Origin of the sequence: Saccharopolyspora sp. SCSIO 74807 (assembly GCF_037023755.1) — a bacterium.
In the GTDB taxonomy this organism is placed as follows: domain Bacteria; phylum Actinomycetota; class Actinomycetes; order Mycobacteriales; family Pseudonocardiaceae; genus Saccharopolyspora_C; species Saccharopolyspora_C galaxeae.
Genome location: NZ_CP146100.1, coordinates 3,131,582 through 3,144,875, shown reverse-complemented (window position 1 = coordinate 3,144,875; position 13,294 = coordinate 3,131,582). Strand labels below are relative to the sequence as shown.

At 70.3% G+C, this 13,294-nt stretch carries 16 protein-coding genes and 1 pseudogene; 3 read left to right on the top strand and 14 right to left on the bottom strand.

What is annotated here, in order from left to right:
* Positions 1 to 19 precede the first annotated feature (19 nt).
* The 4 genes from V1457_RS14520 to V1457_RS14505 form a co-directional block, all read right to left on the bottom strand.
* The gene (locus tag V1457_RS14520) at positions 20 to 205 is read right to left on the bottom strand and encodes a hypothetical protein (protein ID WP_200070988.1); all 186 of its coding nucleotides are present in this window, start codon (positions 203 to 205) and stop codon (positions 20 to 22) included.
* Between the two features lie 150 nt (positions 206 to 355).
* The gene (locus V1457_RS14515) at positions 356 to 1,636 is read right to left on the bottom strand and encodes a deoxyguanosinetriphosphate triphosphohydrolase (protein WP_338604454.1); all 1,281 of its coding nucleotides are present in this window, start codon (positions 1,634 to 1,636) and stop codon (positions 356 to 358) included.
* Positions 1,637 to 1,680: 44 nt separating this feature from the next.
* Positions 1,681 to 2,337, bottom strand: coding sequence for a YdcF family protein (locus tag V1457_RS14510; protein ID WP_200070986.1), 657 nt, complete (start codon positions 2,335 to 2,337; stop codon positions 1,681 to 1,683).
* Positions 2,338 to 2,360: 23 nt separating this feature from the next.
* Entirely contained in the window at positions 2,361 to 3,746 is a 1,386-nt protein-coding gene (locus V1457_RS14505; RefSeq protein ID WP_200070985.1) for a glycine--tRNA ligase, read from the bottom strand.
* 532 nt (positions 3,747 to 4,278) lie between these two features.
* Between V1457_RS14505 and V1457_RS14500 the strand changes: the two genes are divergently transcribed.
* Positions 4,279 to 4,806, top strand: coding sequence for a metalloregulator ArsR/SmtB family transcription factor (locus V1457_RS14500; protein WP_338604450.1), 528 nt, complete (start codon positions 4,279 to 4,281; stop codon positions 4,804 to 4,806).
* Positions 4,803 to 5,225 carry a Fur family transcriptional regulator gene (locus V1457_RS14495; protein WP_200070984.1) on the top strand — a complete coding sequence of 141 codons (423 nt, stop codon included), beginning with the start codon at positions 4,803 to 4,805 and terminating at the stop codon, positions 5,223 to 5,225. Before V1457_RS14500 ends, V1457_RS14495 begins: the two co-directional genes overlap by 4 nt.
* 93 nt (positions 5,226 to 5,318) lie before the next feature.
* Here V1457_RS14495 and V1457_RS14490 read toward each other — a convergent pair whose 3' ends face one another.
* The 7 genes and pseudogenes from V1457_RS14490 to recO form a co-directional block, all read right to left on the bottom strand.
* Entirely contained in the window at positions 5,319 to 6,023 is a 705-nt protein-coding gene (locus tag V1457_RS14490; protein ID WP_407074785.1) for a TIGR03943 family putative permease subunit, read from the bottom strand.
* A 96-nt stretch (positions 6,024 to 6,119) separates the two neighbouring features.
* A pseudogene (locus V1457_RS14485) lies at positions 6,120 to 6,302 on the bottom strand (TIGR03943 family protein); the annotation flags it as partial.
* Complete coding sequence (locus tag V1457_RS14480) at positions 6,302 to 7,318, bottom strand: permease (RefSeq protein WP_200070982.1); 1,017 nt, start codon at positions 7,316 to 7,318, stop codon at positions 6,302 to 6,304. The gene V1457_RS14480 and the pseudogene V1457_RS14485, both read right to left, overlap by 1 nt.
* A 280-nt stretch (positions 7,319 to 7,598) precedes the next feature.
* Positions 7,599 to 8,033 (bottom strand): hypothetical protein, encoded by a 435-nt coding sequence (locus V1457_RS14475; RefSeq protein ID WP_200070981.1) that lies wholly within the window; start codon positions 8,031 to 8,033, stop codon positions 7,599 to 7,601.
* Complete coding sequence (locus V1457_RS14470) at positions 8,030 to 8,878, bottom strand: isoprenyl transferase (RefSeq protein ID WP_200070980.1); 849 nt, start codon at positions 8,876 to 8,878, stop codon at positions 8,030 to 8,032. Before V1457_RS14470 ends, V1457_RS14475 begins: the two co-directional genes overlap by 4 nt.
* A gap of 53 nt (positions 8,879 to 8,931) precedes the next feature.
* The gene (locus V1457_RS14465; RefSeq protein ID WP_295144614.1) at positions 8,932 to 9,531 is read right to left on the bottom strand and encodes a GNAT family N-acetyltransferase; all 600 of its coding nucleotides are present in this window, start codon (positions 9,529 to 9,531) and stop codon (positions 8,932 to 8,934) included.
* Between the two features lie 2 nt (positions 9,532 to 9,533).
* Entirely contained in the window at positions 9,534 to 10,358 is an 825-nt protein-coding gene (gene recO / locus V1457_RS14460; RefSeq protein ID WP_295144611.1) for a DNA repair protein RecO, read from the bottom strand.
* A gap of 172 nt (positions 10,359 to 10,530) precedes the next feature.
* On the opposite strand from recO, the gene V1457_RS14455 reads away from it, so the two are divergent.
* Positions 10,531 to 10,920 (top strand): DUF4190 domain-containing protein, encoded by a 390-nt coding sequence (locus tag V1457_RS14455; RefSeq protein ID WP_295144608.1) that lies wholly within the window; start codon positions 10,531 to 10,533, stop codon positions 10,918 to 10,920.
* A 7-nt stretch (positions 10,921 to 10,927) separates the two neighbouring features.
* Here the strand turns inward: V1457_RS14455 and V1457_RS14450 are convergent, their stop codons facing one another.
* The 3 genes from V1457_RS14450 to era all read right to left on the bottom strand — a co-directional run bounded on the left by V1457_RS14450 (position 10,928) and on the right by era (position 13,258).
* The gene (locus V1457_RS14450; protein ID WP_338604442.1) at positions 10,928 to 11,305 is read right to left on the bottom strand and encodes a DUF2752 domain-containing protein; all 378 of its coding nucleotides are present in this window, start codon (positions 11,303 to 11,305) and stop codon (positions 10,928 to 10,930) included.
* Between the two features lie 20 nt (positions 11,306 to 11,325).
* Positions 11,326 to 12,204: an RDD family protein gene (locus V1457_RS14445; RefSeq protein ID WP_338604439.1), complete on the bottom strand. Its 879-nt coding sequence runs from the start codon at positions 12,202 to 12,204 to the stop codon at positions 11,326 to 11,328.
* Between the two features lie 145 nt (positions 12,205 to 12,349).
* Positions 12,350 to 13,258, bottom strand: coding sequence for a GTPase Era (gene era / locus V1457_RS14440; RefSeq protein ID WP_338604435.1), 909 nt, complete (start codon positions 13,256 to 13,258; stop codon positions 12,350 to 12,352).
* Positions 13,259 to 13,294: the final 36 nt, after the last annotated feature.

Here is a 13,294-nt window from a genome sequence, read left to right as displayed (position 1 = left end):
CGGTCCGGCCCGCCGGTGCTCACCGCACGGATTCCTCGATGTCGGACAGACCCATCAAGCGCAGTTCCTGGGCGATGTACTCGGCCGCGCGCCGCGCTTCGGGATTGCGCCAGCGCAGGTCCTTCACCCAGTCCGCGAGGTCGTCGGCATTCACGTACGGCTCGCCGTCGACGACGAGCTTCTGGATGTAGTGCCGGTTCGGCATCGGGGATCTCCTTGCGGCACGGGGACGGTTCGGGGGACCGCGCCGCACACACAGCAGCCGGCCGTTCGGGTCGGGGGGCCCGAACGGCCGACACACCGGGTGAAGAGTATGCCGTACCTGGCAAGTCGATACCGCCCGTTCGGGCGTACTTCACACCAGACTGGTTTCGCTGCGTACATGGCGTGCATGCCAAGACACCGCCTGCGCATCGGTCAGCGAAGCCACCTGATCCAGCACCACCCGCAACCCGGCGGCATCGCCCGCGGCGGCGCGCCACGCCGGGGCGAACGCCGGGTCCAACGCCTCCGGTGCCCGGTCGGCCAGCGCCGGCACCAGCTCGGCCAGCAGCTCCCGCTGCCGAGCCTGCATCCGCAACCGCTGCGGATCGCTCAGCACGTAGTGCACCGCCACCGCCTTGAGCACCGCAACCTCGGCAACCACCTGCCGCGGCACCACGAGTTCGGCCTGGTACCGGGTCAACGGTCCCGGCCCGAACGACTCGACGGTGCCGGTCACCGCGGCCGAGGTGAACCGCCCGACCAGTTCGCTGGTCAGCCGCTTCAGCCCGGCCTGCGCGGGCAGCGTCGCGTCGTAGTCCGCCACCGCCGCCACCGCAGGCAGCCTGGCCAGTTCACCGGCGGCCTCGTCCAGCTCACCGGCGTCGCCGTCCGGCCAGAAGTGCTTCGCGGCCAGCCGCACGATCTCCGCGCGATCATCCGCGCCGGACAGTTCGCGCAGCGAGATTCGGCCCGAGTGCACGCCGTCCTCCACGTCGTGCACCGAGTACGCGACGTCGTCGGCCCAGTCCATGATCTGCGCTTCCAGGCAGCGCTGCTGCGGGACCGAAGCCTGCCGCAGCCAGCTGAACACGTCGAAGTCGTCCGGGTAGACGCCGAACTTGACCATCCCGGGGCGTCGCGGCCACGGGTACTTCGTGGCCGCGTCCAATACGGCACGCGTGAGGTTCAGACCGCTGCCCTCCCCCGACTCCCCGAGCAGCTTCGGCTCCAGGCGGGTCAGGATCCGCAAGGTCTGCGCGTTGCCCTCGAAACCGCCGCAGGACTCGGCCAGCGCGTTCAGCGCCTGTTCGCCGTTGTGCCCGAACGGAGGGTGCCCGATGTCGTGCGCGAGCCCTGCGGTGTCCACCAGGTCCGGGTCCGCGCCGAGCGTCGTGGCGATGCCCCTGCCGATCTGGGCGACCTCCAGCGAATGGGTCAGCCGGGTTCGCGGGACGTCGCCTTCCTCCGGACCCATGACCTGCGTCTTCCCGGCGAGTCGACGCAGCGCCGCGGAGTGCAGCACGCGGGCGCGGTCCCGCGCGAACGGTGCTCGGGTCTCCGGCCGCGAGCCCGGCAGCGCCGCGCGCTTCGGCGGTTCGGGCAGCAGCCGCGCCACGTCGTGCTCGTCGTAGCCGGGTGGAAGGGGGTTCATCGCGCCCAGCGTAGTGCGCGGCACCGACGAGCAGCCGCGATCAGTCAGCCGAGCTGCGTGCCCGCCACATCGGACGGGGCGTGGGTGAGCCGGTAGTACAGCAACCCGCCGGTCTCCCGCACGATGTACTGGAACTGGGTCTCGCGGGTCTGCACCATGGGCCCGCTCCTGGTGGGCGAGGCCCAAGCCTTCAGCCCGGCATCGGAGGCCATCGTCCTGGCTCGCATCGAGTGCCACGGGTCGCTGACGATCAGCGTGGAATCCCAGCCGCGGCGCTCGGCGATGCCCGCCACGGCGCGAACGCTGCCGAGCGTGTCGCTGCCGGTCTCCACGTCGGTGAGCTTCGAATCCGGCACGCCGTGCTCGGCCAGCCACATCCGACCGGCCTGCGCCTCGGTGTACTCGTCGCCTTCCTGCCTGCCGCCGACCGTGACCACGTGCTCGGTGAGGCCCTGCCGGTAGAGCTCCAGCGCCTGGTCCAGCCGCGCGCGCAGCACCGGGGTCGGCTTGCCGTGGTATTGGGCGGCGCCCAGCACCACGATCATGTCGACCGGTCTGCGGTCGTCCGTGCGCGCGACCTGCCAAACGCGGACACCGGCACCGATGAGCACCAGCAACGCCACCAGGACGGCACCGAACAAGGCGCGCCGCAGGACCCGGCCGGGACCGGGACCTGAGCGGCCCGCACGCACATCAGACATCGAACTTCCCCGGGTGGGCGGCGTCAGCAGCCGACGAGGCGGACGGCGAGATACTCCTCCAGCTTGTCCATCGCCACCCGCTCCTGCGCCATCGTGTCCCGCTCGCGCACGGTGACCGCGTGGTCGGACAGCGAATCGAAGTCGACCGTCACGCAGAACGGAGTGCCGATCTCGTCGTGCCTGCGGTACCGGCGGCCGATCGCGCCGGCGTCGTCGAACTCGATGTTCCAGTTCGTCCGCAGCTTCGCGGCGAGGTCGCGGGCCTTCGGCGAGAGGTCGGAATTGCGCGACAGCGGCAGCACCGCCGCCTTCACCGGCGAAAGCCTGCGATCCAGCTTGAGCACGGCGCGCTTGTCCACGCCGCCCTTGGCGTTCGGCGCCTCGTCCTCGTGGTAGGCGTCGGTCAGGAACGCCATCATCGGGCGCCCGACACCCGCGGCGGGCTCGATCACGTACGGCCGGTAGCGGGAATTGCTGGCCTGGTCGAAGTAGGACAGGTCCACGCCGGAGTGGTTCGAGTGCGTGGTGAGATCGAAGTCGGTGCGGTTCGCGATGCCTTCCAGCTCACCCCACTCGTTGCCCGCGAAGCGGAACCGGTACTCGATGTCGACGGTGCGCTTGGCGTAGTGCGAGAGCTTGTCCTTGGGATGCTCGTAGTGGCGCAGGTTGTCCGGGTTGACGCCGAGGTCCGTGTACCACTTCGTCCGGGTGTCGATCCAGTACTGGTGCCACTGCTCGTCATCGCCCGGTTCGACGAAGTACTCCATCTCCATCTGCTCGAACTCGCGGGTGCGGAACACGAAGTTGCCGGGGGTGATCTCGTTGCGGAACGACTTGCCGATCTGGCCGATCCCGAACGGCGGCTTCTTGCGCGCGGTGGTCACCACGTTCGCGAAGTTCACGAAGATGCCCTGCGCCGTCTCCGGGCGCAGGTAGTGCATTCCCTCGTCGCTCTCGACCGGACCGAGGTAGGTCTTGAGCATCATGTTGAACTCGCGCGGCTCGGTGTACTGGCCGCGGTTGCCGCAGTTCGGGCACGGCACATCGGACAGGTCGCCTTCGGCGATGTCCTTGCCGGTGCGCTCGGCGTATTCCTCGACCAGGTGATCGCCGCGGAACCGGTGGTGGCAGGAAGTGCACTCCACCAGCGGGTCGTGGAAGGCGCCGACGTGCCCGGAGGCCACCCAGACGTCGCGCGGCAGGATCACCGAGGAGTCCAGGCCCACCACGTCCTCGCGGCCCTGCACCATCGCCTTCCACCACTGGCGCTTGATGTTGTCCTTCAGCTCGACGCCGAGGGGTCCGTAGTCCCACGCCGACCTGGTACCGCCGTAGATCTCCCCGGACGGGAAGACGAAGCCACGGCGCTTGCAGAGGTTGACGATCGTGTCGATCTGGTCGGCGGGCACGGTCACTCCGGAATCTCGGGTCGAAGATTTCGACGGTCTGCTGCGGGGTTTCGGGGGTCGTTCCAGGTCGAACGCCCGGGGGTCCCGGGCCCAGCGGTACCGCCTCGGCCGGTCCGGCCGGGAAGCCGCGAAGGTGATCTCCGGCTTTCCCGCCGACCGCACCGCGGGCAGCGGTGGCGCCCTGGGGTTTTCCAGCGTACCGATGCGGCCTGCCGCATCGGTGGGCCCACCCGGATCTACGAGGCCACCCGATCGGGCATCGTCCGGGAACCTGCCGGATGGCCGTTGCGGTGCGCTTTCGCCACGGACCCTGGCACCGTCGATGTGCTCGTGCGCGCGGCCGCGAACTCGCCCGCGCACCTGCACAGCCGTCCGCAGCGGCAGCCTCCCGCGAGGTGCCGACGGGTTTCCGGTGCCCCGTAGAATGGCGCAAGGAGAGCACCGCTGTTCCCAGGCCACCCCGGACCGGGACGCCCACAGGCCGGAGATCGCCGGCCGGGACGCACCACCCGGGCCAGCCGGAAAGGACGTCATGCCCGCCAGCCCGGACCCCCTCGCCGAACCGGCCGGAGCCGACGCGGCCGGGTGCACGTCGGAGGGCGCGGCCGCGCCGGACGCGGCCCCGGCGGCGGACACCGGCCACCCGGACCACGCCGAGGACCACGTCCACTCCCCGGAGCGGGAAGCTCCCCGGCTCGCGCCGGTCGAGGACCAGCAGACCCTGGTCGAGGCCGGCGAGCTGCTGCGCGCACTGGCCGCGCCGGTGCGAATCGCGATCGTGCTGCAGTTGCGCACGGCCGAGCGCTGCGTGCACGAACTGGTCGACGTACTCGGTGTCACGCAGCCGCTGATCAGCCAGCACCTGCGGGTGCTGAAGTCGGCGGGTGTGGTGTACGGGCAACGGCACGGCCGGGAAGTGGTGTACCGGCTCGTCGACGAGCACCTCGCGCACATCGTCGCGGACGCGGCCACGCACGCCGAGGAGCTCTCCGGGGCGCGCCCCCGGGGACGCAGGACGCCTCCGCCACCAGAGACCCGACAGGATACGGAGACAGCGTGACCATCGGCGAGCGCTCCGCGGCCGGTGTGCCGGGACTGCGGGCCACCAGACAACGGGCGGCGGTTTCCCGGCTGCTCAGCGAGGTCGACGACTTCCGCTCCGCGCAGGACCTGCACGAGCAGCTGCGCAGGCAGGGCGAGGGCATCGGCCTGACCACCGTGTACCGCACGCTGCAGACGCTGGCCGACGCCGGGGAGATCGACGTGCTGCGCACCGACTCCGGCGAGGCCATCTACCGCCGGTGCTCGACCGAGCACCATCACCACTTGGTGTGCAGGCATTGCGGCCGCGCCGTCGAGGTCTCCGATCCTCCGGTGGAGGACTGGGCGGAGCGGATCGCCCGCGAGCACGGCTTCACCGACGTGGGGCACACCGTGGAGATCATCGGCATCTGCCCGAACTGCGCTTCGGCCGAGTGAATCCGGTAGGCCGACGGCGCCTTCCGCGCTGAACCAGGTCGGCGTGCTGTGCATCGCGATCACCTCCGTTCGCGCCTCGCCGTGCCGTGGAGATCAGTACTCGTAGGGGTTGGGCGGAGTCGGTATTCCGTGCACTGCGGTGATGTCGACGGTCGGCACCTGACCGTTGGCCTCGGTCGCGCTGCCGGTCCGCAACGCGCCGGTCACCTCGATCCAGGTGTCGGCCGGGGTGTTCGCCAGGGCCGCGGCGGCGGGCCCGGACAGGTCGACGAGCACCGGTGCGGCGTCCGCGGCGCAGCAGCTGATCCGCATTCTGGCCAGCCGGGTGCGTCCGGGGTCGTCATCCGGATGCACCACGAACCCCTGCAGGCGAACGGCCCGGTCGTCGAGCGAACCGCTGGTGTCCCACACGACGCGGGTTTGGAATTCCGAGACGGTCAGCAGCGGGGCTTCGCCCGGGGGCAGCGGCCCGAACAACGAGCCGGTGCCGCTCGGCCGCTGCGGGACGGCTGCGGGCTGCCCGGCGCGGCCTATCGAATCGGAGCCGAGCGCGGGCGGGCCGACCAGGAAGATCGCGAGCACCGGTAGCAGCAGCATCCACGGGCTGCGGGAACGGTGCTCGTGGCCGGCGCTCACGTGGCCGGGTTCCGCCGCGACAGCCGCGCGGTCGCCGACAGAACCACCAGCGGGCTCGACGCCGACTGTTCCTTCCGCCGTCGCACCAGCAGCGAAAGCGGCGGCGTGCCCGCTCGGGGACTCCGCGCTCTCCTCGGAACGACCGGCCGCGTCCGCGTGCACCACCGCGCCTGATCCGGCCGAGCCGTCGGCGGTTCGGGTGCAGACCTGTGGCGTCGACTCTCTGCTCGATTGCCGTCTCGGCGGAGCGGATTCGGCCGCCCCGGCCCGGATGTCCCGCCAGATCGCGGTGCCCGCCAGCGCCACCATCACCACCCCGGCCAGCACCAGCCAGGGCAGCAGTGACGGCTTCACGTAGCGCAGGTACACACCGGTGAACGCGATTTTCAGCAACGCGCCGCCGAGCAGCACCAGCAGCAGGTTCTGCGTCTCCCTGCGCATCACGCACCTCCCAGCAACAGCGCGCCCACCAGCACCGAGCAGGCGATCGCGACCAGCAACGTGGCAGGCGCGAAGCGCGCGGCGAACGCGCGCCCGAACGTGCCCGCCTGCAAGGCGATGAGCTTGATGTCCACCGCGGGGCCGACCACCAGGAACACCAGTTTCGGCAGCAGCGGCAAACCGGCCATCGAGGCCGCCACGAACGCGTCGGCTTCGCTGCACAGCGCGAGCACCACCGCCAGCAGCGCCATCACCAGCACGCCCAGCACGAGCTGCCCGCCCAGCGAGCGCATCCACTCCGCGGGCACCAGCACGTTGAACACCGCCGAGGTGAGCCCGCCGAGCACCAGGAACCCGCCGGCCTCGACCAGGTCGTGCCGCGCGGTCTCGGTGAACACCGCCCACCGCCCACCGCTCGGCTCGCGGACCTCGGCGCGCCTCAGAGCTCGTTCGGCGATCCACTCGCCCTTGCCGACGCGCAACCACAACCAGCCCATCACGCAGGCGGTCAGCAGCGATCCGAGGAAGCGCGCCAGCACCATCACCGGCTCGCCGGGGAATGCGACCGCGGTGGAGACCAGCACGATCGGATTGACCGCGGGTGCCGCCAGCAGGAACGCCAGCGCCGCGGCCGGTGCGATGCCCTGCTGCATCAACCGCCGCGCCACCGGCACGGAAGCGCATTCGCAGCCGGGCAACGCGATGCCCGCGAACCCGGCAACCGGAACCGCAGCAGCGGAGTTGCCGGGCAACAGCCTGCGCATGGCGCTCGGCGGCACGAACGCCGCGATGGCTCCGCTGATCAGCACTCCGAGCACCAGGAACGGCAATGCCTGCACGCACACCGCGACGAACACGGTGGATCCGGTGCGCAGCCCCGGCACATCGAGCAGTCCGCTGATCGGCCCCTGGAACAGCAGGGACGCCAACAGCAGGGCGCAGAGCACCTCCAGCGAGGTGATGCGGCGGCGAGCTCGCTCCGGCACGCGGCCGGCCGAGCGGGAGGTCGTGGTCACCGGCTCATCGTGCCAGCGAGAACTGATAATCGTTCGCACCTGGCGCCGACCGGCCGCACCGATGATCACTTGATCGAGTTCACGCGCCTCCCGTTCGGCCGATCATCGGGCACTCGGAGTGCGCTGAGATCGTTGTCCAGCTCGCCCATCCGGCCGCACGCACCCCTGAACCCGGTGAGTCCGAATCTGATCGAGCCGACACGCCCGCGTGTGTCGGACGCATCCGGCGAATCTGGCTGCGCGCGGCGAATTCCCGCAGCTCAGCGGATGGGAGACCGGCTCAGTCCACCGGGGTGTCCTCTTCGACCTCGGTGAGCAATTCCCCGCGCAGCTGCGAAGCCGTCGACACCACCAGCATCAGCAGCGTGCCCAGCGGCTGCGCTTCCATGCCCTCCGCGGGGAAGGCGTAGCGCAAGGTCACGTCCATGCCGCGCTCGGTGCGGACCACGCCGAGCGTGCCGAACAACCCCTGTCCGGCCCGCTCCGCCGCCGATTGCGCGAGCTTCTCGCTCAACGGCAAGTCCCACGCCACCACGCAGGTCAGGCTGAGCACCGTCAGCCCATCGGCGAGCTGCATGGCCTGCACCGCGCACGGCACGTCACCGTGGCGCAAGGTCAACGCGCCGTCGTCGTCGACGCTCACCTCGTGATAGGTCTCCAGCGCCTCCTTGGCCGCGGTCAGCAGCTCGGCGGTAGTGGCGGCCTCCTGGGTCATGAGATGCCCTCCTGGGCGGTAGCGGTGCTGCCCTCCTCCTGCGCAGCACGGTCGATGGCACCGCCGAAACGCCGGTCCCGGCCCGCGTACTGCTCGCACGCGCGCCACAGGTGGCGGCGGTCCACATCGGGGAACAACGTGTCTTGGAACACCAACTCGGCGTAAGCGGACTCCCAGAGCAGGAAGTTGGAGGTGCGCTGCTCCCCGGACGGCCGGATGAACAGATCAACGTCGGGCATCTCCGGCTGGTAGAGATGCCGGGCCACGGTCCGCTCGTCCACCTTCTCTGGATTGATCTTGCCCGCGGCGGCCAACCGGGCGATCTCGCGCGCGGCGTCGCCGACCTCGGCCCGGCCACCATAGTTCACGCACATGGTCAGGTTCAGCACCTCGTTGCCGCGGGTGCGCTCCTCGGCGGACTGCAGCTGGTTGACCACGCTGCGCCACAGCTTCGGCTTACGGCCGGACCAGCGGACCCGCACGCCCAGGTCGTCGAGCTCGTCCACCCGGCGGGCGATCACGTCCCGGTTGAAGCCCATCAGGAACCGCACCTCTTCCGGGCTGCGCTTCCAGTTCTCGGTGGAGAAGGCGTACAGCGACAGCCACTTCACGCCGAGCTCGATGGCCCCCTTGGCGAGTTCGATCACCACCCGTTCGCCCTGCTTGTGCCCTTCGATGCGCGGCAGCCCGCGCTCGTTGGCCCAGCGGCCGTTGCCGTCCATCACCACGGCGATGTGCCGGGGTACGAGATCGGCGGGCAGGTCCGGCGGCTCCGCCCCGGAGGCGTGCGGGTCCGGCGGCTTCACGCTGGGGTCGTCGGATCCGCGCCCTCGGCGTCGCAGCATGGTGCCTTCTCCTTCGTGTCTGCGGCGGTCGTCCATTCTCCCGGACGCCCGCGTCACCCGTTCAGTGGTCTCCCGTAGCGGACCTCGACCCGGTCGTCCGAAGGCAACCGCACCATCCCGGTCCGCCGGTAGAACGCCTGCGCACCGGTGTTGCTGGTGCGCACTCCGAGCTGCACACCGGGCGAACCGGCCCACGCGAGCTGGTGGAACACCGCGTGCAGCAGCTGCTTGCCCGCACCGCGCCCGCGGGCGTGCGCGAGCAGGTTGATGTGCAGGTGCGAGGGATAGCGGTCCAGATCCGCGGGAAGCATCAGTCGCGGCCGGTGCAGGAACGCCCGCAACTGGCTGTCGGCGTTGCGGCTGTCGATGTTGCGGCTCGCGGGATGTGTGGCGGCGAAGCGCGGTGACCATTCGAGCTGCCAGCGCGCGTAGAACTCCTCGGTGTGCAATGCCGCCACGACGTAGCCGAGGACCCGGCCACCGGATTCGGCGACGAACGCCAGCTCCGGGTGCAGCAGCACGTACGGGTCGGCGAAGACGTAAGCGACCAGATCCGGGTCCTGGAGGATCTGCTGTGCGGGCTCACCCGCGTCACCGGTGGCGACGCAGATCCGGTGCACCGCCTGGGCGTCGCACGGACGCCAGCTGCGCACGATCAACCGGTGGTCCCGTCGGCGGTTTCCGCATCGGCGACGTCTGCGGTCCCGCCCAGCGCGGCGGCTCGTTCGCGGATCAGCTCCGGAACGTGCTCCTGGCGCTCCACCAGCGGCAACGAGCGCAACTGCCGCTCCATGTGCCACTGCAGGTGGGCCGCGACGAGGCCGCTGCCTTCGCGCCGCACCGGGTTCGCGGCCTCCTCGGCGGCGGGCCAGTCGCCGTGCAGCAGCGCCTCCAGCAGCGGCAACGTCTGCTGCGCCGGACGCGCGGAACCGGCGGGTCGGCAGTGCACGCACATCGCGCCACCGCCCTGCACGTTGAACGCGGAGTGCGGCCCGGACTCGCCGCAGCGGGCGCATTCGGACAGCGCAGGCGCCCAGCCCGCATAGGACATGGCGCGCAGCAAGAACGCGTCCAGCACCAGCGAAGGATCGCGTTCCCTGCCGGACAGCGCCCGCAGCGCGCCTACGACCAGCAGGTACAGCCGCAGCACCGGCTCCCCTTCCTCCGCGGCGAGCCGGTCGACCGTCTCCAGCACCGCGCAGCCCGCGGTGTAGCGCTGGTAGTCGTCGACGATGTGCACGCCGAACGCGTCGAGCGTCTGCACCTGCGTGATCACGTCCAGCGTGCGCCCGGTGTGCAGCTGCACGTCGACGTGGCAGAACGGCTCCACGCGGGCACCGAAGCGCGAGGTCGTGCGCCGCACGCCCTTCGCGACCGCGCGCACCTTGCCGTTGCGGCGGGTGAGCAGGGTGATGATCCGGTCGGCCTCACCCAGCTTGTGCACCCGCAGCACGACGCCGGTATCCCGGTAAAGGCTCACTACCCAATCGTCGCACTACTGGGCTACGCGGCGGCTGCGGGCGTCCGGCCGCGGGGCCGGTGCAACACCCGATTTGAACGATCCCGTCCCGTGATCGCGCAACCGGCTGATAAGAACAGGTCCGTCCCGCGCATCGGGGCACGAGCCCGGCCGGAGCTGGCGAGAGGAAAGCATGTCCAACCCGTACGACCCGCAGAACCCGTACGACCCGCAAAATCCGTACAACCCGCAGAACCCGTACCAGAACCATCCCCAAGGGTTCCAGCAGAATCCGCACCAACAGCCCTCGAACAACGGGCTGTCGATCGCCTCGATGGTCGTCTCGCTGGTCGGGCTGGTCTGCTCGCTGGGAATCGTCCTCGGGCCGCTCGGCGTGATCCTGGGTCACGTCGCGCTGGGCCAGCACAAGAGGAACCCGATGCTGCGGGGTCGTGGGATGGCGTTGGCCGGGGTGATCATCGGCTGGGTCGTCATCGTCCTCTGGGTGTTGCTCGCCCTCGGGCTCTACGGGGCATCAGCCGGCTATTTCGGCCCCGAAGTCCAGCGAGAGTTCTGGTCGTGACGGCGCGCTAGGCGCGCAGCGCCTCGAACCCGGGAAGGTTCCGCACGACACCCCACGCGAGAACCGTCCCGGCCAGGGCGCAGGTGAGGATTCGGCCGGTCCGTCCGGCAGGCCAATGTCGCGATGCCCGGCCGAGTTCTTCCCGGGCCATCGCGATCAGGACGGCACCCGCCAACGGCAGGATCACGACGAGTGCGAAGAGGTTCAAATCCGCGGCCAGCGCCACGTCGCCATGCAACAGCGCGCCGATCATCCGGCTGCCGCCGCAGAAGGGGCAGTCCAAGCCGGTCAGCGCGAGCAACGGGCAGGGCAACGGCAGCCCGGTGGTTCCGAGCACGAGCGCGGACGCCCCGGCACCGGCGATCAGGCCGGTCGTCCGGGGCATCCTGCGCAACGTGTCGATGATCACCACTGCTGCGGCGGCTGTCCGTAGCCCTGCTGCGGGTGGCCACCGGTCTGCGGTGGGTAGCCGCCCTGCTGCGGATAACCGCCGGATTGCGGGTAGCCGCCCTGCTGCGGGTAGCCGCCCTGCTGCGGGTAACCACCCTGCTGCGGGTAACCACCCTGCTGCGGGTAGCCGCCGGGCTGCTGCGGATACCCCGGCTGCTGGTAACCGGCCTGCGGGTAACCCGGCTGTGCCGGACCGCCTGTCTCCGGCGCCGGAACCACGACGGAACCGATGATCTTGTCAGCGAAGGTCTGCCGCTTCTCGTCCCACAGCGGCCAGAGGTAACCGACGTAGCAGGCGATACCGTCCAGGAAGTGGGCCAGCTGACGCAAGAAGGCGTAGCCGAAGCCCAGCGGCTGCCCGGTCCGCTCGCTGAGCGTCCGGATCTTCGCGACCTGCTGGCCGAGCGACTGCCCGGTGGTGCCGCGGCGGTAGCAGGAGTTCCAGATGACGAACGCGATCAGCGCCAGCGACACGACCATGTTGATGATCTGCGTGGTCATGGCGGTGCCCTGGTCACCGGACATGGCCGCGGTGGTGCCCACGGTCAGCAGGACTCCGCTGATGATGCCGACGATCAAGCCGGGAACGAACGAGTCGATCAGGAACCCGAGCGCCCGCTGTCCCCAGTGGGCGTAGTTCTCCGGATTCGGCTGCCCGTACCCGCCGGGCGCCCCGTAAGGAGCCTGGCCGTAAGGCGCGGGCGCACCCGGCTGCGGCATCGGCCCGGACTGCGGGTACTGCTGAGGCTGCGGACCCGACTGCGGATATGGCTGCTGCCCGTAGGGCTGTTGGGGCTGCGGACCGGACGGCGGACCGCCATGCGGGTTCGTCACTGCAATTCCTTCGGTCAAGAGATCAAACGCGGCAGCCGCCGCGGCGGTTGATCGGAAAACTACCCGAACGAGTGCTCCAGCCGCGGGTGTTCGAGCAAATCGCCCGACCTGCCCGAGCCGACCCTTCGACCTGCGGAATCACCGATCAGAAGCCCAGCCGCCGCAGCTGCTTCGGGTCGCGCTGCCAGTCCTTGGCGACCTTGACGTGCAGGTCCAGGTAGATCTTGCTGCCCAGCAGCGCCTGGATGTGCTTGCGCGCGCGGGAACCCACCTCGCGCAGCCGTTCCCCGCCGCGGCCGATGACGATCGACTTCTGGCTCTGCCGCTCCACGTAGACGATCGCGTGCACGTCGAGCAGGTCGTCGCGATCCTCCCGCTCGTTCATCTCCTCGATGCCGACCGCCAGCGAGTGCGGCAGCTCGTCGCGCACGCCTTCCAGCGCCGCTTCCCGGATCAGCTCGGCGATCAGCGTCGTCTCCGGCTCGTCGGTGAGATCGCCGTCCGGGTACAGCTGCGGCCCCTCCGGCAGGTGGCCGACGAGCAGGTCGCTGAGCGTGTCCATCTGGTAGGAGTCCACCGCCGATACCGGCACCAGGTCGGCGAACTCCATCACCTCCTGCAGCGCCACCAGCTGCTCGGCGACCTGCTGCTTGGTCGCCAGGTCGGTCTTGGTGACCACGCCGAGCACCGGTGTCCGCTTGGCGACCTTCGCCAGCTGCTCGGCGATGTAGCGATCGCCGGGGCCGACCTTCTGGTCGGCGGGCACGCAGAAGCCGACGACGTCCACCTCGGCCCAGGTCTCGTACACCAGGTCGTTGAGCCGCTGGCCGAGCAGCGTGCGCGGCCGGTGCAGCCCCGGGGTGTCGACGATGATCAGCTGCGCGTCCTCGCGGTGCACGATGCCGCGGATGGCGTGCCGGGTGGTCTGCGGCTTGCTGGAGGTGATCGCCACCTTCGAGCCGACGAGGCTGTTCGTCAGGGTGGACTTGCCCGCGTTGGGGCGGCCGACGAAGCAGGCGAACCCGGAGCGGTGCGCGTCTGGAGTGCTGGTCACCCGCTCATTGTCCCGACCGCCGGATGCCGCGGCCGA

Excerpts from the sequence above, each read along its gene's own strand:
- V1457_RS14475 (WP_200070981.1), bottom strand. The coding sequence starts at position 8,033 with ATGACCCAGGAGGCCGCCACTACCGCCGAGCTGCTGACCGCGGCCAAG.
- V1457_RS14450 (WP_338604442.1), bottom strand. The coding sequence starts at position 11,305 with ATGCCCCGGACGACCGGCCTGATCGCCGGTGCCGGGGCGTCCGCGCTC.
- V1457_RS14510 (WP_200070986.1), bottom strand. The coding sequence starts at position 2,337 with ATGTCTGATGTGCGTGCGGGCCGCTCAGGTCCCGGTCCCGGCCGGGTC.
- V1457_RS14515 (WP_338604454.1), bottom strand. The coding sequence starts at position 1,636 with ATGAACCCCCTTCCACCCGGCTACGACGAGCACGACGTGGCGCGGCTG.
- V1457_RS14500 (WP_338604450.1), top strand. The coding sequence starts at position 4,279 with ATGCCCGCCAGCCCGGACCCCCTCGCCGAACCGGCCGGAGCCGACGCG.
- V1457_RS14455 (WP_295144608.1), top strand. The coding sequence starts at position 10,531 with ATGTCCAACCCGTACGACCCGCAGAACCCGTACGACCCGCAAAATCCG.
- V1457_RS14520 (WP_200070988.1), bottom strand. The coding sequence starts at position 205 with ATGCCGAACCGGCACTACATCCAGAAGCTCGTCGTCGACGGCGAGCCG.
- V1457_RS14470 (WP_200070980.1), bottom strand. The coding sequence starts at position 8,878 with ATGCTGCGACGCCGAGGGCGCGGATCCGACGACCCCAGCGTGAAGCCG.